This is a genomic window from Thermobifida fusca YX, assembly GCF_000012405.1.
GTDB lineage: Bacteria > Actinomycetota > Actinomycetes > Streptosporangiales > Streptosporangiaceae > Thermobifida > Thermobifida fusca.
This window is the reverse complement of the sequence record NC_007333.1, coordinates 2,765,711-2,785,000: the sequence shown is the minus strand read 5'-3', so window position 1 is coordinate 2,785,000 and position 19,290 is coordinate 2,765,711. Positions and strand designations below refer to the sequence as shown.

The 19,290-nt window shown below is 65.0% G+C and carries 14 protein-coding genes, 1 tRNA gene and 2 rRNA genes (1 of these 17 running past the window's edge); 10 read left to right on the top strand and 7 right to left on the bottom strand.

Annotated features, from left to right (window positions below):
- The 5 genes from TFU_RS11735 to TFU_RS11715 all read left to right on the top strand — a co-directional run.
- Positions 1–3,078: ribosomal RNA gene (locus TFU_RS11735) — 23S ribosomal RNA — on the top strand (it extends 27 nt beyond the left edge of the window).
- Positions 3,079–3,176: 98 nt separating this feature from the next.
- Positions 3,177–3,292, top strand: a 5S ribosomal RNA gene (rrf, locus tag TFU_RS11730).
- 368 nt (positions 3,293–3,660) lie between these two features.
- Complete coding sequence (locus TFU_RS11725) at positions 3,661–5,004, top strand: M16 family metallopeptidase (RefSeq protein ID WP_011292786.1); 1,344 nt, start codon at positions 3,661–3,663, stop codon at positions 5,002–5,004.
- 61 nt (positions 5,005–5,065) lie between these two features.
- Positions 5,066–6,448: a M16 family metallopeptidase gene (locus tag TFU_RS11720; protein WP_011292785.1), complete on the top strand. Its 1,383-nt coding sequence runs from the start codon at positions 5,066–5,068 to the stop codon at positions 6,446–6,448.
- A 203-nt stretch (positions 6,449–6,651) separates the two neighbouring features.
- Entirely contained in the window at positions 6,652–7,911 is a 1,260-nt protein-coding gene (locus TFU_RS11715) for a serine/threonine-protein kinase (RefSeq protein ID WP_011292784.1), read from the top strand.
- A 91-nt stretch (positions 7,912–8,002) separates the two neighbouring features.
- On the opposite strand, the gene TFU_RS11710 is transcribed toward TFU_RS11715, so the two are convergent.
- A tRNA-Leu gene (locus TFU_RS11710) sits at positions 8,003–8,078 on the bottom strand.
- 178 nt (positions 8,079–8,256) lie between these two features.
- On the bottom strand, positions 8,257–8,739 hold the full coding sequence (gene bcp / locus TFU_RS11705) for a thioredoxin-dependent thiol peroxidase (protein ID WP_011292783.1): 483 nt from the start codon (positions 8,737–8,739) through the stop codon (positions 8,257–8,259).
- Between the two features lie 324 nt (positions 8,740–9,063).
- On the opposite strand from bcp, the gene TFU_RS11700 reads away from it, so the two are divergent.
- Together TFU_RS11700 and TFU_RS11695 are read left to right on the top strand one after the other, a co-directional pair.
- The gene (locus TFU_RS11700) at positions 9,064–10,143 is read left to right on the top strand and encodes a CDP-alcohol phosphatidyltransferase family protein (protein ID WP_011292782.1); all 1,080 of its coding nucleotides are present in this window, start codon (positions 9,064–9,066) and stop codon (positions 10,141–10,143) included.
- Between the two features lie 17 nt (positions 10,144–10,160).
- Positions 10,161–10,559, top strand: a complete 399-nt coding sequence (locus tag TFU_RS11695) for a DUF3618 domain-containing protein (RefSeq protein ID WP_011292781.1) — start codon at positions 10,161–10,163, stop codon at positions 10,557–10,559.
- A 56-nt stretch (positions 10,560–10,615) separates the two neighbouring features.
- On the opposite strand, the gene TFU_RS11690 is transcribed toward TFU_RS11695, so the two are convergent.
- Positions 10,616–11,821 (bottom strand): amino acid deaminase/aldolase, encoded by a 1,206-nt coding sequence (locus TFU_RS11690; protein ID WP_011292780.1) that lies wholly within the window; start codon positions 11,819–11,821, stop codon positions 10,616–10,618.
- A 175-nt stretch (positions 11,822–11,996) separates the two neighbouring features.
- Between TFU_RS11690 and purU the strand changes: the two genes are divergently transcribed.
- From purU to TFU_RS11675, 3 genes are all read left to right on the top strand, one after another.
- The gene (gene purU, locus TFU_RS11685; protein WP_011292779.1) at positions 11,997–12,854 is read left to right on the top strand and encodes a formyltetrahydrofolate deformylase; all 858 of its coding nucleotides are present in this window, start codon (positions 11,997–11,999) and stop codon (positions 12,852–12,854) included.
- Positions 12,855–13,425: 571 nt separating this feature from the next.
- Entirely contained in the window at positions 13,426–13,923 is a 498-nt protein-coding gene (locus TFU_RS11680) for a DUF6286 domain-containing protein (protein ID WP_234351653.1), read from the top strand.
- 168 nt (positions 13,924–14,091) lie between these two features.
- Positions 14,092–14,496 carry a VOC family protein gene (locus TFU_RS11675; protein WP_011292777.1) on the top strand — a complete coding sequence of 135 codons (405 nt, stop codon included), beginning with the start codon at positions 14,092–14,094 and terminating at the stop codon, positions 14,494–14,496.
- Between the two features lie 82 nt (positions 14,497–14,578).
- Here the strand turns inward: TFU_RS11675 and glyA are convergent, their stop codons facing one another.
- From glyA to TFU_RS11655, 4 genes are all read right to left on the bottom strand, one after another.
- A complete protein-coding gene (gene glyA, locus TFU_RS11670; protein WP_011292776.1) occupies positions 14,579–15,850 on the bottom strand; it encodes a serine hydroxymethyltransferase in 1,272 nt (423 codons plus the stop codon).
- Between the two features lie 7 nt (positions 15,851–15,857).
- A complete protein-coding gene (gcvH, locus tag TFU_RS11665) occupies positions 15,858–16,238 on the bottom strand; it encodes a glycine cleavage system protein GcvH (RefSeq protein ID WP_011292775.1) in 381 nt (126 codons plus the stop codon).
- Positions 16,239–16,359: 121 nt separating this feature from the next.
- Positions 16,360–17,478 (bottom strand): glycine cleavage system aminomethyltransferase GcvT, encoded by a 1,119-nt coding sequence (gene gcvT / locus TFU_RS11660; RefSeq protein WP_011292774.1) that lies wholly within the window; start codon positions 17,476–17,478, stop codon positions 16,360–16,362.
- Positions 17,479–17,815: 337 nt separating this feature from the next.
- On the bottom strand, positions 17,816–18,877 hold the full coding sequence (locus TFU_RS11655; protein WP_011292773.1) for a 3-deoxy-7-phosphoheptulonate synthase: 1,062 nt from the start codon (positions 18,875–18,877) through the stop codon (positions 17,816–17,818).
- Positions 18,878–19,290: the final 413 nt, after the last annotated feature.

Sequence of the window (19,290 nt, the reverse complement as noted above, 5' to 3'; positions counted from 1 at the left end):
TGCCTTGGCACCAGGCGCCGATGAAGGACGTGGGAGGCCGCGATAGGCCACGGGGAGCTGCCAACCGAGCGTTGATCCGTGGGTGTCCGAATGGGGGAACCTGGCGTGCGTGATGGCACGTCGCCGCTGCCTGAATGTATAGGGCAGTTGGTGGGAACGCGGGGAAGTGAAACATCTCAGTACCCGCAGGAGGAGAAAACAAGAGTGATTCCCTGAGTAGTGGTGAGCGAAAGGGGATGAGGCTAAACCATGCGCGTGTGATACTCGGCAGGGGTTGCGCGTGTGGGGTTGTGGGGCGTGCCTGTCTGGGTCTGCCGGCCTGGAGCACTGCCGTTGCGGATAGCCGAAGCCGGTGGGAAACGGCACCGTAGAAGGTGAGAGTCCTGTAGGTGAAATCCGTGGGCGGGGTGTTGGGTGCGTTCCCGAGTAGCACGGGGCTCGGGGAATCCCGTGTGAATCTGGCAGGACCACCTGCTAAGCCTAAATACGTCCTGGTGACCGATAGTGGACGAGTACCGTGAGGGAAAGGTGAAAAGTGCCCCGGTGAGGGGTTGTGAAAGAGTGCCTGAAACCGTGTGCTGTCAAGCCGTCAGAGCCTTGCTTGTGGTGGGGTGATGGCGTGCCTTTTGCAGAATGAGCCTGCGAGTCATGGTGTGTGGCGAGGTTAACCCGTTGTGGGGGAGCCGTAGCGAAAGCGAGTCTGAAGAGGGCGTTTGAGTCGCATGCTGTGGACCCGAAGCGGGGTGATCTACCCATGTCCAGGGTGAAGCGGGGGTAAGACTCCGTGGAGGCCCGAACCCACCAGGGTTGAAAACCTGGGGGATGAGGTGTGGGTAGGGGTGAAAGGCCAATCAAACTCCGTGATAGCTGGTTCTCCCCGAAATGCATTTAGGTGCAGCGTCGCGTGGTGCTTGCCGGAGGTAGAGCGACTGGTTGGCTGATGGGCCCGACAAGGTTACTGAGGTCAGCTAAACTCCGAATGCCGGTGAAGCTAGCGCGGCAGTGAGACTGCGGGGGATAAGCTTCGTGGTCGAGAGGGAAACAGCCCAGATCATCGGTTAAGGCCCCTAAGTGTGTGCTTAGTGGGAAAGGTTGTGCAGTTGCTGTGACAGCCAGGAGGTTGGCTTAGAAGCAGCCATCCTTGAAAGAGTGCGTAATAGCTCACTGGTCGAGTGATTGTGCGCCGACAATGTAGCGGGGCTGAAGCACACCGCCGAAACCGTGGATGCTGATCATGCCTTTTGTGGGTGTGGTTGGTGTGGTAGGGGAGCGTCCTGCGTGGGGTGAAGCCGCCGAGTGATCGTGTGGTGGACTGCGTGGGAGTGAGAATGCAGGCATGAGTAGCGTGACACACGTGAGAAACGTGTGCGCCGATTGACTAAGGGTTCCTGGGGCAGGTTAATCCGCCCAGGGTAAGTCGGGACCTAAGGCGAGGCCGTGAGGCGTAGTCGATGGATAACGGGTTGATATTCCCGTACCCGTCCGCACGCGCCCAATACCGAGGCTTCTGATGCTAACCAGACTGGCGCTGCTCCTGTCCTTTGTGGGTGGGGGTGGTGTTGGTGTGGGGTCCAAGGGAGTAGTAGGTAAGTGATGGGGTGACGCAGGGGGGTAGCTCTACCGGGCGGTGGTTGTCCCGGGTCAAGCGTGTAGCCCGGAGCATAGGCAAATCCGTGCTCTGTTGTGGGTGAGGCGTGATGTCGAGGCGTTGAGCCGAAGTGAGTGATCCCGTACTGCCGAGAAAAGCCTCTAGCGAGTGTGTGGACGGCCCGTACCCTAAACCGACGCAGGTGGTCAGGTAGAGAATACCGAGGCGTTCGGGTGAACCGTGGTTAAGGAACTCGGCAAATTGTCCCCGTAACTTTGGGAGAAGGGGAGCCCTGTGCGGTGAAGGACCGTGCGTCTGGAGCTGTGTGGGGTCGCAGAGGCCAGGGGGAAGCGACTGTTTACTAAAAACACAGGTCCGTGCGAAGTCGTAAGACGCGGTATACGGACTGACGCCTGCCCGGTGCCGGAACGTTAAGAGGACCGGTTAGATGCCTTTTGGGTGTCGACGCTGGGAATCTAAGCGCCGGTAAACGGCGGTGGTAACTATAACCATCCTAAGGTAGCGAAATTCCTTGTCGGGTAAGTTCCGACCTGCACGAATGGCGTAACGACTTCCCCGCTGTCTCAACCACGGGCCCGGCGAAATTGCACTACGAGTAAAGATGCTCGTTTCGCGCAGCAGGACGGAAAGACCCCGGGACCTTTACTACAGCTTGACATTGGTGTTTGGGATGGCTTGTGTAGGATAGGTGGGAGCCTGTGAAGCCTGGACGCTAGTTCGGGTGGAGGCGTTGGTGAAATACCACTCTGGCTGTTTCGGGCATCTAACCTGGGACCGTGATCCGGTTCAGGGACAGTGTCTGGTGGGTAGTTTAACTGGGGCGGTTGCCTCCTAAAGGGTAACGGAGGCGCCCAAAGGTTCCCTCAGCCTGGTTGGCAATCAGGTGGTGAGTGTAAGTGCATAAGGGAGCTTGACTGTGAGACGGACGTGTCGAGCAGGTGCGAAAGCAGGGACTAGTGATCCGGCGTCGGCGTGTGGAAGCGGCGTCGCTCAACGGCTAAAAGGTACCCCGGGGATAACAGGCTGATCTTCCCCAAGAGTCCGTATCGACGGGATGGTTTGGCACCTCGATGTCGGCTCGTCGCATCCTGGGGCTGGAGTCGGTCCCAAGGGTTGGGCTGTTCGCCCATTAAAGCGGCACGCGAGCTGGGTTTAGAACGTCGTGAGACAGTTCGGTCCCTATCCGCTGCGCGCGTTGGAGACTTGAGAAGGGCTGTCCCTAGTACGAGAGGACCGGGACGGACGAACCTCTGGTGTGCCAGTTGTTCCGCCAGGAGCATGGCTGGTTGGCTACGTTCGGAAGGGATAACCGCTGAAAGCATCTAAGCGGGAAGCCTGCTTCAAGATGAGGTCTCCTGCCACCGTTGAGTGGGTAAGGCCCCCTAGAGATGATGGGGTTGATAGGCCGGATGTGGAAGCCCTGTGAGGGGTGGAGCTGACCGGTACTAATCGGCCGAGGGCTTGTCCACCACAGATACAGGACAGCTCGCACACACGAACACACACGCGTGAAGGTTTCCCCCATGACCTAGAGCCTGTGGGTTGTGGTTGGTGGGGGTGTGAGGGTTACGGCGGTCATAGCGGGCGGGGTCCACCCGGTCCCATTCCGAACCCGGTCGTTAAGCCGCCCAGCGCCGATGGTACTGCCCTGTGGTGGGGTGGGAGAGTAGGACACCGCCGTACACACACGCAAAAAGGAGGGTGGACGTAGGAGGACAGAGATTCTCCTTTCCCGCCCTCCTTTTTCTTTTTCTGGAGCTATTTGTTTTTGGGCTGCCTTATGTAGGCGGCCCAATTTTTTTATCCGGGGAACGGATATCGGCCACGTATCCGTCGTCCACTGTTGTCCAGTCCGAGTCTCACGGCAACAACCATTCTCTGCTTGAGCGCGTCCAACAGTCAGCGGGATGGCGTACGCTCACCCTGCTCCGTTTCTGCTGGGGGCGGACTGGATCGGTTCGTTAACTCGCGACAGTAGCGGAGAGACCCATAGGGTGTCCCGAAGGAGCGGTACGGCGATATCCGTCCGCTGTTCGAGGGCTATAGGCTCAATGATCAACATGACATCCGCTGAGCAGGGGGTAGAGGGATTGGTGACGAGCAACGGCGCGGCCGGACACATCAGGCAGTACCGACTGGACAACGGTCTCCGGTTGGTTACTGCTCCGGCTGCCACCGGGCAGGTGGCGGCGATCAACCTGTGGTACGGCGTCGGGTCTCGCCACGAAGTGCCTGGCCGGACCGGATTCGCCCACCTCTTCGAACACCTCATGTTCGAAGGCAGCGGCAACGCGGCTAAAGGCGAACACTTCAGACTGATCGAGGCGCTCGGCGGGGAACTTAACGCCTCCACTTCCAGCGACCGCACCAACTACTACGAGACGGTGCCGGAACACGCGCTCGACCTCGCCCTGTGGCTGGAGGCGGACCGGCTCGCTACCCTACGCGACGGGGTCACCCAGGAGGTCTTGGACAACCAGCGGGACGTGGTCAAGAACGAGCGTCGCCAGCGCTACGACAACCAACCCTACGGCACCGCTTTCGAACGCATCCTCGCCCACGCCTACCCGGAGGGGCATCCGTACCACCACCCCACGATCGGCTCCATGGAGGACCTGGACGCCGCCGACCTCGACTACGTGCTTTCCTTCCACAAGACCCACTACGGGCCGGACAACCTCGTGTTGAGTGTGGTCAGCTCTCTGGACTCCGAGGACGTCTACCGTCGGGTCGAAAAGTACTTCGGTGGTATCCCGCCGCGGGAGACCGTGGCTGAGGCCCCCGATGCATCGCTCGAAGGACTGCTCGGCTCCAAGAGCCTGGTCGTGGAAGAGCAGGTTCCGGCCCCCGCGGTCTTCATCGTCCACCGCATCCCCCCGTACGGGACCCGTGAGTTCGACATTCTGCACCTCGCCTCCGCGGTTCTCGGCCAAGGGCAGGGCAGCCGTCTCTACCGCAGGCTGGTGGTGGAGCGAGGGCTGGCCAACGACGACGGCGGCGCTTCCTCAGACCTCTTCGACTTCCGCTACACCCAGTCCCTGTTCTTCATCAGCATGATCGCCCGAGACGGGGTGAGCGGCTCCGAACTGGAAAACGCCATCTTCGAAGAGACCGCGGCCCTGGCCGACGGAATCAGCGAAGAGGAGCTGGAGCGGGCCCGCGCCGTACTGGAACGCGACCACTTCCAGGGCATCTCCACCCCTGCTGGACTCGCCAACGCGCTCAGCGGCTACACCCAGCTTTTCGACGACCCCGAACTGGTGTACACCTGGCCGATGCGCTGGGCCTCCATCACCCCGGACGAGGTGGTGGACTGCGCCAAGCAGTACCTCATCCCGGAGAACCGGTTCTCGCTCCGCTACGAGGTCGCTCCCAGCGAGACCGCCAACGCCTGAGCCAGAGCCGTCACCGACAGTCCGCGCATCGACCACAGACAAGAGAATCAGGAGAGTCCTCTTGACCAGCCTCCAGCCACGTCCCGCACTTGGCGAACCGGCCCGTTACGTCTTCCCGAAGCCCACCCGTGTCAAGGTGGGCAGCGGCACCGTCATCGCCCTCGACCTTCCCGGTCAGCCCTATGCCGCGGTGCGGTTGGTGCATCCCGCGGGAGCGAACATCGAATCCGACGAATACCGGGGAGCCGCCATGCTGGTCAGCGAGGCGCTCGAGGACGGTGTCGACGGCAACAGCTCCCTGGCTCCCGCGCTGGAACGCTATGGCGCGGAATGGGTGAGCCGGGTCGGCTGGGACAGCTTCATCACCGGCGTTGACGCCCCGACCAAGCGGCTCAAAGACGCGGTGGCTCTCCTCGGTGAAGCGGTCCGGTCCCCGGCCCTGCGCCCCGACGACATCGTGCGCCGCCGAGACCAGCTCGCCGAAAGGTTCCGGTTGGAGAACTCGGTTGCTTCCACGCTTGCCGCGCGGGCCGTGGGCAGCCAGCTTTTCACGGGACGCTACGCGGTCCCGCTCAGCGGGGGAGACGTCTACCAGCAGCGGCTCACCCCGGACCTCGCCCGCAGCTTCCACACAGACCACATTGCCGCGGTGACGGGGACCCTCATCGTCGTCGGCGACCTGTCCGGGGTGAACTTGGAGGAGCTCGGCGCTGCAGTCTTCGGGGATGCTGCCCCCGCCCCGCAGCGGCACACGACTGCTCCCGAGACAGCCCCAGGGGAGCGCCCCCGCATCATCATCCTGGACCGCCCCGGATCGGTGCAGTCGGCGTTCGTGCTGGCCCACCACGCTCCGAGCCGCACCGAGATAGACCTGCCCCGGGCCGAGGGGATGAGCGACGTGCTGGGCGGGATGTTCACGTCGCGGCTCAACTTGGAACTGCGGGAGAAGCTGGGGTACACCTACGGTGTGGGAAGCCGCTTCGACCTGCGGCGGGACAGCGGTGTCTTCCTCATCAGCACCCAGGTGGACGCGCCCACGACTGCCCACTCGATCACCGTGACCTTGGAGCAGATCGCTCAACTCCGGCAGGAGGGGGTCACCGAGAAGGAGCTGCAAGCGGTCCGCGAGTCCCACACGGTCGGGCTGCCTGTCACCTACGCCAGCGCTGGGCGCATGGCGTGGGCGCTCATCGAAATGGTCGTCTACGACCTGCCCGAGGACCACGTGGACCGGTTGCGCGCCGGCTACGAGCAGTTGACCGTCGACGGCCTGAACCAGGCTGCCCAGGAGTACCTGCACCCCGAGGACGCGGTGGTGACCGTGGTGGGCGATGCCGAGTCGCTGCGGGGACCGCTGGAGGAGCTCGGTGTCGGACCCGTGACCGTCCAGAACCCGGAAACGCTGTGGTCCGCGCCCGGTGATAAGCCTGCTCCCTCCCGGTAAGAATCCCCAAGAGACGACAAGTGACGTGTGGTGCAGCCCACAGGAGATAACGAATATGGACCTAAGCGGCTGTAATGCGGCAACTACCTGCTCTGATGTAGGTTGGCGCTGGTATAACGGGAAGACGCGTCTCTTGCCCGTCTTGACCGTCGTAAGCAGTCCACAGGAGGCCGCCATGGCCCACGACCCGATGTTCTGAAGCCGTGTCCATAGAACAGCCTCCAACAGAGCGGCCGAAAGCCGACGTCACCGGCCGACGGCCTTCTGTCACAGTTGACGGCCAGGCCAGCGGCAGTGAGCGCGTACTGGCTGGCCGTTACGTGCTGCGCGAGCCCATCGGCCGCGGTGGGGTCGGTACGGTGTGGCGTGCCACGGACCTTGTCCTCGACCGTGAGGTCGCGATCAAGGAGCTGCGTCTCCCGGACGACGTGACCGAGGATGAACGGAACTCGTTGCTCCGCCGAACCACCCGCGAGGCTCGGGTAGCGGGACGGCTGAGCCACCCCAACGTGGTCACCGTTCTGGATGTGGTCAACGAGGACGGGCGGCCGTGGATCGTGATGGAACTGGTCGAGGCGCGGACGCTCGCCGAGATTATCGACATCGCGGGGCCACTGCCGTATCCCAGGGTGGCTGAGATCGGCCTTCAACTGATCAGTGCGCTCAAGGCCGCACACGATGAGGGCATCGTGCATCGGGACGTCAAGCCCGAGAACGTCATGATCAGCGAGGACGGCCGGGTCGTGTTGACGGACTTCGGGCTTGCGGCGTGGACCGGCGAGTCTGCGCTCAGCAGCTCTGGACGGATCATCGGCTCGCCGTCGTATCTGCCCCCGGAGCGGGCTAAAGCGGGCCCGGTGGGACCGGCCTCGGACCTGTGGTCTTTGGGCGCCACCCTGTATGCAGCGGTGGAAGGGCACCCTCCGTACGGCCGCAAGGGCTACATCGCGATTCTGCGCGGCGACGACGTGGAGGAGCCTCCGCCTGCCGCTAACGCGGGGCCGCTGGCCCCGGTCCTGGCGGGGCTGCTCAAGGTCGACCCTAACGAGAGGCTGACGGCGGAGAGCGCCACCGCGATGCTGCGGATCGCTTCGCTGGCCCCGTGGGCCCCGGAGACCAGTCCGGAGACCGCGGCGCGGATGGCTGAAGCGGTGCGCCGCCAGCAGGAGCGCGAGAAGCTTTCCGCGGTCGACCATTTCCGGGCCGGTGCCGAAGTCCTCCGCACCAACTTGCAGGAACAGGTCAGCCACGTCTCCGATGCCCTGCAACGGCACCGTCCAGAGTCGGTGAGCGCGCTGCTTACCGCGATCCGCGAGTCGACCGACGCACTGGGTTTGACCAGTTCCGGTAAGCACCGCAGTAAGCGGAGCCGGAAGAAGCAGGCGGTGATCGTTGCGGGAGTGGGGCTGTTCGTCCTGCTCTTGCTCTCTGTCGTCTTGTGGGCTCTGGTGTTCCGCACCTGAGCGCACTGCGGGGACGGCAGCGGACCTGAGACGACACTGGCCGGAGGAAGACGGAGATCCTCTCCGCTTCTCTCCGGCCAGTGTTTTTCTGTGGTAGGGCCGGCGGGATTCGAACCCGCACTGCACGGCACCTAAAGCCGCCGCCTCTGCCGTTGGGCTACGGCCCCGTGGCTCGGTCTACTTCCCGTGGCTGTGGTGAGACCGGAAAGCCTTCTGTCTGAGATTGGCAGTTCAGAGGGGGGAAATGCAAATCGTGCGGACGTGCCACAGCGGTCGTGCCCTCACCGGTGCGGGACAGGGCAGGCGGGTGCCGGCTAGGTGCGTGGGTGTGGTGCGGTGAACTCCCTAAAGGCCCAGGTCACGCTTGAGCCGCTCGACGTGTCCAGTGGCCCGCACATTATAGTAGGCCCGCTCCACGGTGCGTCCAGCGGAGATGACGAAGGTGGAGCGGATCACGCCTTGCACGATTCGGCCGTAGTTCTTCTTCTCGCCGAAAGCTCCGTAGGAGGTCATCACCGAGCGGTCGGGGTCGCTGAGCAACGGGAAGGTCAGACCTTCCTGCTCGGCGAACTTGGCCAGCCGGGTCAGCGAGTCGGGGGAGATACCCAAGACGGTCAGCCCTGCCTTGTTGAAGTCGTGGAGGTTGTCGCGGAAGTCGCACGCTTGGGTGGTGCATCCCGGGGTCATCGCTGCCGGGTAGAAGTACACCACCACCCGGTCGTGATCTTTGAGCACTTCGCTGAGAGTCACGGAAGCCCCGGAAGCACTGTTCAACGTGAAGTCAGGGGCGATGTCGCCGGGGTGGAGCCGAATAGTGTTCTCGCTCAACGTGGACTCCTCGAAGTAGGGGACTCTGCGTCAAACGCGTGTTTCCACACCCTAGTCCGCAAATGACGCAGAAGAGCGGAAAAAAATGGATTGGTCTGGCCAGGGTCGTGAAATCAGCGGAGTCGGTCAGGCAGAGCGGGCAGGGGAGGAAGCGCGGACCGGAGGGTGTTGCGGGCCGGCCCTCCGCCTTTAAGGTTAACCAAGCCCACCTCGCGTTTCATCGAACGCCACAGGTGCGGGGCCGTATCCCAGGCCGCGCGGCTGGCTGCCGGTGGGGAGGGCCGAAGCGTTCCCCAGGCTTCGTGTTCGAGGAGTTGACCCACAATGCCCAGTTACACCCTGGACGAGGTGCGTGTCCGTGCGTGCCGGGAACGTGATTCGTGGTGGACGGTGTGGGCGGTTGATCCGTTAGCGATCCGCCTGGTCCGTCTGGTGGCTAACCGGACGTCGATCACACCGAACCAGTTGACGGTGGCGGTCCTGCTCCTCGGCCTGGGGGCGGCGGCGTGTTTCGCGGTCGGCTTGTGGCCGTTTCTCATCGCGGGGGCCGTCCTGTACTACCTGTGTTTCCTTGCGGACTGCATGGACGGCAAACTCGCTCGGTTGACCAGCAGGGAGTCGCTGTTCGGCTCTTGGATGGACTACGTCTTCGACCGGTTCCGGGTGCTGGTGTGCGCGATCGCGCTGATGGGCGGCCAGTACGTGCTCACCGGTCGGATCGTGTTCGTCTGGTTGGCGCTGGCGGTGGTCTTCTGCGACATGCTGCGCTACCTGAATGCGCTCCAGGTGTACAAGGTGCGTCGGGAGATGCGGTCCCGGCTGGCCGCGGTGCTGGAATGGGCGCGGGCCACGCTGTCGATGCTGGAGTCAGACGAGAAGGATGAGAAGCGGGCAGCGGGCCAGCCGTTGAGCGACCTGGGGGAGCAGGCGGTGCTGCGGCATGGCATTTCGGTGCTGGAGGACCTGCTGCGATCGCAGACGGAGAAGGAGAACAGCGCCGACTGGGAGGCGGGGAAACAGCCGGATGTGCGGCTGCCCCGGGTGGACCTGCACCAGGGGTTTCGGACCCGGTTTCCCTGGTACCAGAAATTCTGGGATTTCCTGCGGAGGCGGCGTATCCGCACTCACCTGGTGAGCGGAATCGAATTCCAGGCCGCGGTGTTTGTCGTGGCGCCGTTGGCGGCAGTGTTCTCTGCGACAGCGGTTGTTTGGATCACCGTGGCGGCGGGTGTTCTGCTCCTCGTATTCGAGATCTTGATCGTCTATAAACTGTGGTTGTCCACGCTGGACTTCTTCCGGGTAGTCGACGGAATTGAGAACGCGTTGCGGGACACGCGTCCGCCTGGTGAGAAAACCACCGATCAGATCCCGGATGAGAGTCCGTCGCAGGCCACCCTGCGGTAGCGGAAGGAGGCGGCTGTATGCCAAGACGCAAGCCCGTGGGACCGCAACGTGATCCGGCGGCCGTGCAGGCGGAGATCGAGCAAGTCCAGCAGCGACTGGCAGCATCGATCGACGAGCTTGTGGAGCGGACTCACCCCAAGAATGTGGCCAAGCGCGGACTGGCGAAAGTCCGCCATGCCGGCAGTCAACTGGTGGAAGAGGCGCGCGCGATAGCGTCCGGGAATCCGGTGCGTCGCAAGAGCAGCCGCTTCGTGGAGCCGCCGGAGGGAAGCATCCTGGTCAGCGGGGAGGACGAGGTGGTGACCGAGTATGAGTTGCGGCAGCCGCCTTCTCCCGCGCTCCTGGTCGGGGTCGGTGTCGGTGTGGTGGTCGCGGTGGGTGTGCTGGTCCTGCTGCGCCGGAGAAGCAAGCGTTGAGTGGTGACGGGTGGGGCCCGCCAGAACGGTTCCTGGCGGGCCCCACCCGTTTCTGCTTACAGGAACGCTTTGCCTTCGCCTCGGTAGGTGGGGACGGTAGCGGTCACGCGGTTTCCTTCCACGAGGTGGAGGTGGGTGAAGTGTTCGCAGAGTTCTCCTGCTTTAGCGTGGCGCATCCAGACGAGGTCTCCGACGGCGAGCGTGTCGGCGGCCGCTCCGAGTAGCGGAGTCTGGACTTCCCCGGCGCCTTCCGTGGCGCTGAACCGCAGCCCGGCGGGCAGGTAGGGCTGGGGGAGACGGGACGGGTCGGGGGTGCCTGAGGCGAGGTAGCCGCCGCCGAGCACGGTGGCTACTCCGGGGGCGGGTCGGCGGACGACGGGGAGTGCGAAGAGCGCCGCGGGGCGGCGGTTGACTGACCGGTAGTGGTCGAAGAGGCGAGGCTGGTAGAGGCCGGAGCCTGCGGCGACTTCGGTGACGGCGGGGTCCCGGCTCGTGGTGTGCAGGCTGCCGGTGCCGCCGCCGTTGACGAAGCGCAGCTCGGTGATGTCTTGGACGGCGTTGACGATGGCGGCGCGGCGGTGGGCGAGTTCACGGCGGGACTGCTGCTGTACCCAACGGAGCACGGCTCCGTAGAGCGGGCGGCCCGGGGGAGCGTCTCCCACTCCGGCGATCTGGGCTTCGTACGCCATGATGCCGTCCAGGTGGAGCTGGGGGCGGCGGACGATGGCACGGGCGAGGGCGACGGCCTGCTGTGGGGTGCGGATCGGGGAGCGGTAGGCGCCGATGCGGACTGCGCGGCCGAGTGGCTGCCAACTGGTGTCGATGTCGAGGCAGACGCGGATGGGGGCGGCCGGGTCGGGGGCGGCGGCGGTGATGAGGTCGAGGTGGTGCACGGAGTCGACCATGAGGGTGATTTTGGCTGCCGCTTCGGGGGTGGCGGCGAGACGGGCGATGGCGTCGGCGTCGACGGTGGGATAGGCCACGAGGATGTCGGTGGCGATGTCGGCGCTTTCGGGGTCGGTGGCGAGCCAGAGCGCTTCGGGGAGGGTGTAGGCCATGATCCCGGAGAAGCCGGGGAAGGCGAGCACCTCGCGAAGCAGGGCACGGCAGCGCACGGATTTGCTGGCCACGCGGATGGGGGTGCCGCCCGCGCGGCGTACCAGGTCGGCGGCGTTGTCGCGGAGGGCCGTGAGGTCGACGATAGCGAAGGGGGCCTGCAGGTGGGCGGTGGCCGTTGCGTACCGTCTGCGGAGGCTGCTCATGTGATGAGCATCCCACAGTTGAGGAGAATTGTCCGGGTTTGTCGCTGTGGGTGACGGCATGCGCGACGCGTGACGGGTTTATCAAGGCTGGACGGGGCCGACGTGGTTACCCTGGTGAGTTAATGAGACCGCGGATGGGTGCGGCCGTTCCCTTGTCGAAAGTCCCCTGTGAACTATGAGTGATCGCGAGTTTGTGCTGACGCTGTCGTGCCCCGACAGCCGTGGAATCGTTGCGGCGGTGGCGAACCTTCTGGCCGCCCACCAGTGCAATATCGAGGAGAGCCAGCAGTTCGGCGACCATTACACGGGCCGGTTTTTCATGCGGGTCCAGTTCACCGCCGAAAGTCCGCAGGTGGACGAGGATGCGCTGCGCGGAGCTTTGGCGGCGTTGGCGTCCGAGTACGCGATGGACTGGGACCTGTGGCGCCGTGATGTACGCATGCGGGTGCTGGTGATGGTCTCCAAGTACGGGCACTGCCTGAACGACCTGCTGTACCGCCAGCGCAGCGGCACGTTGAAGGCGGACATTGCAGCGGTGGTGTCCAATCATCCGGACTTGGAGTTCCTGGCTAAGTCTTACGGGGTGGACTTCCACCACTTGCCGGTGACGCCGCAGACCAAGCCGGAGCAGGAGGCGCGGGTCCTGGAGCTGATCCAGTCCTACCAGATCGACTTGGTGGTGCTGGCCCGGTATATGCAGGTGCTTTCTGAGGACTTGTGCCAGAAGCTGGCGGGACGGATCATCAACATCCACCACTCGTTCTTGCCGAGCTTCAAGGGCGCTCGCCCCTACCACCAGGCGCACGCCCGCGGGGTGAAGCTGATCGGTGCGACAGCGCACTATGTGACGGCCGACTTGGACGAGGGGCCGATCATTGAGCAGGAAGTGGCGCGGGTGGACCACACGTTCAGTCCGGAGCAGCTCACGGAGGTGGGCCGCGACCTGGAGTCGATGGCGCTGGCCCGCGCGGTGAACTGGCATGCGGAGCACCGGATTCTGCTGAACGGCAGCAAGACGGTGGTGTTCCGGTGACGGTGCACTGATTCCTGGCGTCGGGGGTGGGCCGGGGTGGGGGAGAGCGCTGCCCCGGCGGCGCCGTGACGGTGGTCTGAATACGGAGCGTGGCTATAGGCCACGCTCTGTTTTGCGGTAAGTTGATCACACTCCGTATTTGCTTGGCGGTGCTGTGTGGCGGAGAGATGTGTGATGCAATCCGTGATGAAAGTCACATTGAAGTATGGGGAATGGGAGGAGTAAGGGGCATTTCCGCTGGTGAAGGGAGTCCAAGAGTTATTCGTCTAGGTCCGGATGTGTCCCGGAGTGGGGTCGCGGGACGAGGACTTTACCCAGAGGAGGGGGACACCAGGACATTACTTTCCGTGACACGAATCAGAAGGCAAAAAAGCGGGTAGGCGCAGATCTTCACAGAGTAGTACCGGGGTGGAAGAAGAAGCGGGCGCCCTCGCGTACGCGGCGCCCGGAGAATGGGGGGACAGGCATGACAGCGGTGGAAGAGGTGCTGACCCGTCCAGAGACCGGGACGAACGGATCGGCAGATCAAGCTGCCGTCCGCACACCTCGGCCGTATCGTTCGTGGGCAGTCGTGGTCGTCGGCGGTGTCCTCGTCACAGTGACCGGGCTGGCTGCCGCAGAGGTCATTTCCGCGCTTGCGGGAAGCCCGGTGAGCCTGCTGCCTGTAGGCCAGGCAGGCGATACGCCCGCGGCCCGGTGGAGCGACCCCGCGGTCCACGTCGCCTCCGCTGTACTGGTGTTGATCAGCCTGCTGATGATCGCCCTGGCTCTGCTCCCCGGGTGGGGGCGCGGGGACGTGGGCCACCCCCACGACCTGACTTTCGCCGCAGGAGTGTCCCGAGGGGCGCTGCGGCGGATCTTGACTACGGCAGCGTGTGAAGTCGACGGGGTCCGCGAGGCACGAGTCAGCGTGTTCGGCCAGCGGGTCAAGGTCCGTGCCGCCGCAGAGGCCCACCGGATCGCCGAGGTGACCGCGGAGGTCCACAACGCGGTGGAACGTAAGATCGGAGAACTGTCCCTGCTCAAAGAGCCGAAGATCCGGGTCGCTGTGCGCTGTGTCAAAACGTGACCGGGATACTTTCGGAGAGGCGCGGGGCCAGGGGCACGGCCGAGAGCCGGGGCAAGCTGTGATCTTTCGGCGCAGCCTTTCTGAAGGGCGGTAAAACTCCGGTCTGCTCTAGGGGAAACACGAACTGGGCTGCGGCTGACCAGGAGCTCCGCCGGTTACGGTGCGCTCGTGACTCGAAAAATCTTTGTGAACGTGGCGGTACAGGACCTGCAGAAGTCCCAGGAGTTCTTCACCGCGCTCGGCTTCCGTTTCGATCCCCGGTTCACCGACACTAACGCGGCTTGCATGGTCATCAACGACGACTGTGCCGTCATGCTGCTCACCCGCGATTTCTTCCGCCGGTTCACCCGGAAGGAGCTGGTTGACGCGGCCAAGAACACCGAGTCCATCATCTCGGTCTCCGCTGACCGCAAAGAAGAAGTGGACGAGCTGGTCAACCGGGCGTTCGAAGCGGGGGCACGGCCGTCTATCGACCCGATAGAGAACGAGGGAATGTACGCCTGGGGCTTCCAGGACCTTGACGGGCACCTGTGGGAAGTGGTGTGGATGGACCCCAGGGCGCTGGAGGCGTGAACGCCGTCCGCAGAGAAAAGCGTAGAGGGCCGACAAGCCCTACGGGTGCCCGGCACCCCCGAGGCACCGGGCACAAGCACAATCACAGTCCAGGGTAGAGCGGGTGCTTGGCGGCCAGCGCCTGGACGCGGGAGCGCAGGGTCGCCGCGTCGAAGCCCGGCTTGAGCGCCTCAGCGATGATGTCGGCGACCTCAGCGAAGTCGGCGTCGCCGAAACCGCGGGTGGCGAGAGCCGGGGTGCCGATCCGCAGTCCCGACGTGACCATGGGCGGCCGCGGGTCGTTGGGGACCGCGTTGCGGTTGACCGTGATACCGATCTCGTGCAGCCGGTCCTCCGCCTCTTTGCCGTTGAGTTCCGAGTTGACCAGGTCGACCAGGACCAGGTGGACGTCGGTGCCGCCGGTCAGCACCCGAATACCGGCCTCGGCCGCGTCAGGCTGGGTGAGCCGCTCGGCGAGGATCTTCGCGCCGGAAAGGGTGCGCCGCTGCCGCTCAGCGAACTCTTCGCTGGCCGCGACCTTCAACGCTACGGCCTTGGCAGCGATGACGTGCTGGAGCGGACCGCCCTGCATCCCCGGGAACACCGCCGAGTTGATCTTCTTGCCCAGCTCCTCCTTGGCCAGGATGAGCCCGCCTCGCGGCCCGCCCAAGGTCTTGTGGGTGGTGGTGGTCACTACGTCGGCGTAGGGGACCGGGTTGGGGTGCAGTCCAGCCGCGACCAGACCCGCGAAATGCGCCATATCCACCATGAGGAGGGCGCCTGTCTGGTCGGCGATCTCCCGGAACCGGGCAAAGTCCAACTGGCGCGGGTACGCCGACCAGCCCGCGATGATCAGTTTCGGCTGGTGCTCCTTGGCTAGCGCTTCGACCTCGTCGTAGTCGATCAGGCCGTCGGACTCGCGTACGTGGTAGGCCACGGCGTTGAGGATCTTGCCGGAGTAGTTGATCCGCATGCCGTGGGTGAGGTGCCCGCCGTGTGCGAGGTCCAGGCCCAGGATGGTGTCGCCCGGCTGCAGCAGCGCAAAGTACACGGCGGTGTTCGCCTGAGCGCCCGAGTGCGGCTGCACGTTGGCGTGCTCGGCACCGAACAGGGCCTTGGCACGGTCGATGGCCAGCTGTTCGATGACGTCCACGTGCTCACACCCGCCGTAGTAGCGGCGGCCCGGGTAGCCTTCCGCGTACTTGTTGGTCAGCACCGTGCCTTGCGCCTCCAGCACCGCCCGGGGCGCAAAGTTTTCGGAGGCGATCATCTCCAAGGTGTCGCGCTGGCGGGCGAGCTCGGCGTCCACGGCTGCCGCGACCTCAGGGTCGAGCTGAGCCAGCGACTGGGTGAGCGAAGTGCTCTGGGCGGTCATGAGTTTCCTAACCTTCACCTTCGGTGAGCTGTGTGTACTGCTCCGGGGTGAGCAAATCGGCGGGCTCCTCAGCGAGCTCCACCTTGAACAACCAGCCCCGGCCGTAAGGGTCGGAGCCGATCAACTCGGGGTCGTCCACCGCAGCCTGGTTGACATCGACAACCTCACCGTCAACCGGAGAATAGAGCTCGCTGACCGACTTGTGAGATTCGATCTCACCGCAGCTTTCACCGGCGGTGACGGTCGAACCGACTTCCGGCGGTTCGACGTAGACAATGTCTCCCAGCGCTTCGGCAGCGAAGGCTGTGATGCCGACGGTAGCGATCCCTTCGTTGATCGCCACCCACTCGTGCTCCTTGGTGTAACCCAGCTCCGCGGGAACGCTCAATTCGACTCTCCAGGAGTGTTGTCCATTATTCAGCAGAGGCGCACGCGGACGTGCGCCGCCCTGACACCTTCAGATCTGCCCTGCCCTGACGGGGAGGGCGTACCCGCCGCAGGCAGCGCCTTCACGACGTGCGTCGGTAGAAGGGCAGATCCACCACATCCACCGCTTCAGCGCGGCCTCGCACGTCCACGGCGAACGCACCACTGGAAAGGTCCGTACCCGCTTTGACAGCCGCGATCGCGATGGGCTTGCCCAGCGTGGGGGAGGGGGCGCCGCTGGTGACGGTTCCCACAGGAACCCCATCGCGGAGCACCGGGTACCCCTTGCGGGGGACGCGGCGGCCGCGGCCGACAAGGCCGACCAGGACCTGCGTGGGGCCGGAGGACGCGCGGGCAGCGAGCGCGGCACGCCCCACGAAGTCTCCCGGTTTGTCGAGTTTGACGACCCGGCCCAGCCCAGCATCGTAGGGGGTGAGCTCGGCGGTGAGTTCGTTGCCGTACAGCGGCATTCCCGCTTCCAGCCGCAGGGTGTCGCGGGCTGCGAGGCCGGCGGGCAGGAGTCCGTGCGGCTGTCCGGCCTCCACGAGCGTGTCCCAGAGCGCCGGGGCCGCTGTTCCTGGCCGGAGGTAGATTTCGAACCCGTCTTCACCGGTGTAGCCGGTCCGGGACAGCAGTACGGCAGTGCCGGCGACAGTGCCGTGCTGGGCAGCGTAGGGGCGGAGAGCCGACAGGTCGACGTCGGTCAGCGGTCCCAGGATGGCTGCGGACTGGGGGCCTTGGAGCGCGAGGAGAGCGTAGTCCGCGGTTTCGTCGGTGATGGTCGCGGTGAAGCCGGCGGCCCGCTCGGTCAGCGCGGCGGCCACCGTGCCAGTGTTAGCGGCGTTGGCGACGACGAGGTAGTCGTCGTCCGCCAACCGGTAGACGATGAGGTCGTCGAGGACGCCGCCCTGCTCGGTGACGATCATGGTGTAGCGGGCGCGTCCCACGGCGAGCGTGGACAGTTGTCCCACCAGCGCATAGTCGAGGCAGTCGGCGGCTTGCGGGCCGTGGACCCGGATCTCCCCCATGTGCGACAGGTCGAACAGTCCAGCGGCGTCGCGCACGGCCCGGTGCTCGGCGCTTTCGCTGCGGTAGCGCAGCGGCATCAGCCAGCCAGCAAACTCCACCATGGTGGCGCCGGAAGCCACATGGGTGTCATACAGCGGTGTCGTGCGGGCATCGCTGGTCGGAGGCTGGGTCATGGACGCTCCCGAAGAACAGGGTGGTGTGAACGGAGGCTGGTGAGCGCCGCCCCCGCTATGGCGTCCGCCAGAGGGCCTCAACTGCGCTCGTCTGCACCTTCGGCGAAAGACTGTGGCACAGCGCTGTCCCGTCTGCCGGGGCGGTGCCAATCATAGGGCTGGCGCCCCGGTGCGCACCGGGAAGGTCACCGGTAAACCGGGCAGCGCAGCGGTCCCTGGGCTGGGACGTGCGGGCATTCGGTGTTCTCAGCCTAGCAGTGCGTGGTCGCCGAGCAAGGAGCGCCGGTGCGCGGCGGGCAGATGGGGGAGGAGGCCGCGCACCGGCGCTGGGCAGTGCTTAGGACGTGGCCTTGCGGCGGCTGCGCACGGCGTCGGCCAGATGGGCCAGGACCTCCTCGGTGGTCTCCCAACCCATGCACTTGTCCGTAATGCTCTGGCCGTAGGTGAGCTTGGCCGGGTCGCCGAGCTTCTGGGCGCCGGGCACCAGGAAGCTCTCCAGCATGACCCCGATGATTCCGGTCTGGCCTTCCGCGACTTGGGCGGCGATGGCCTGGGCCACGCCCGGCTGGCGCAGGTGGTCCTTGCCGCTGTTGGCGTGGCTGGCGTCGATCATGAGGCGGCGCGGCAGGCCCGCGGCCTCGATGGTGTCGAGCGCGGCGGCGACACTGTCCGCGTCGTAGTTGGGGCCGGAGCGGCCGCCCCGCAGGATGACGTGGCAGTCCGGGTTGCCGGAGGTGGACACGACCGCGCCGCTGCCGCTCGGGTCCACGCCGAAGAAGGTGTGCGAGCTGGCTGCGGCCCGGCAGGCGTCCACGGCGACCTGGACGTTGCCGTCGGTGCCGTTCTTGAAGCCCACGGGCATGCTGAGGCCGCTGCTGAGCTGGCGGTGCACCTGGCTTTCCGTGGTGCGCGCACCGATCGCTCCCCAGGTCACCGCGTCCGCGATGTACTGCGGGGTGATCGGGTCGAGGAATTCGGTGCCGGCGGGCACGCCCAGGGAGCCGATGTCGAGCAGCAGTTTGCGTGCGGTCCGCAGGCCCCGGTGGACGTCGAAGCTCCCGTCGAGCCCGGGGTCGTTGATCAGGCCCTTCCATCCCAGGGTGGTGCGCGGCTTTTCGAAGTACACCCGCATGACCACGCACAATTCAGAGGAGACGGACGGGATCAGCGCCTTGAGACGGCGTGCATAGTCCAGGGCGGACTCGGGGTCGTGCACGGAGCACGGTCCCACGACAACCAGCAGCCGGTCGTCCTCCCCATCGAGTACTTTTTTCACCTCGGCTCTGGCTTCCTCGACTAGTGCCGTGCGCTCGGGGCCCATCGGCAGTTCGGCCAGGAGGTCGTGGGGAGCGACGAGTGGCTGGTAGCTGACGACACGTGTGTCGTTAGTCCTCGACATGGGCGGTTCCTTTATCCTTGTTCCCCTGACTGGCGGGCTCAGTGGCTATCCAAAGGCGCGGTGGCGGGCCTCAATGCCGCGGTTGCGAGCCCTTGTGGAGCTTGCAGCAGGCGCATCGCGGATTGGTGTGTCGGCTCCCGGGATCCGGCTAGTCATCCGCTCATTCCAGTCCAGGCCTGGTGCGGCTGGAACGGAAAACGTGGTTGGCGGGTACGCAAAAACCCTAACGCGCTCGTATCGCAGCCTATTGCGGCGACTCCCCGTTGGGGGCAGGTGCCGTGGTGTGAAGAACCCCTCTTCGCGCCCGGTGCAGGCCGACGACGAGTGGGAAGCGGCGGGCCGGGGATACGGTGGTCGGACCGCTATCCAAGGGCTGCCGGGACCGGTCGAGGGGCGCGGGTGATACCCCGGCG

Excerpts from the sequence above, each read along its gene's own strand:
- TFU_RS11725 (WP_011292786.1), top strand. The coding sequence starts at position 3,661 with ATGATCAACATGACATCCGCTGAGCAGGGGGTAGAGGGATTGGTGACG.
- TFU_RS11700 (WP_011292782.1), top strand. The coding sequence starts at position 9,064 with ATGCCCAGTTACACCCTGGACGAGGTGCGTGTCCGTGCGTGCCGGGAA.
- TFU_RS11695 (WP_011292781.1), top strand. The coding sequence starts at position 10,161 with ATGCCAAGACGCAAGCCCGTGGGACCGCAACGTGATCCGGCGGCCGTG.
- TFU_RS11690 (WP_011292780.1), bottom strand. The coding sequence starts at position 11,821 with ATGAGCAGCCTCCGCAGACGGTACGCAACGGCCACCGCCCACCTGCAG.
- purU (WP_011292779.1), top strand. The coding sequence starts at position 11,997 with ATGAGTGATCGCGAGTTTGTGCTGACGCTGTCGTGCCCCGACAGCCGT.
- glyA (WP_011292776.1), bottom strand. The coding sequence starts at position 15,850 with ATGACCGCCCAGAGCACTTCGCTCACCCAGTCGCTGGCTCAGCTCGAC.
- gcvT (WP_011292774.1), bottom strand. The coding sequence starts at position 17,478 with ATGACCCAGCCTCCGACCAGCGATGCCCGCACGACACCGCTGTATGAC.
- TFU_RS11655 (WP_011292773.1), bottom strand. The coding sequence starts at position 18,877 with ATGTCGAGGACTAACGACACACGTGTCGTCAGCTACCAGCCACTCGTC.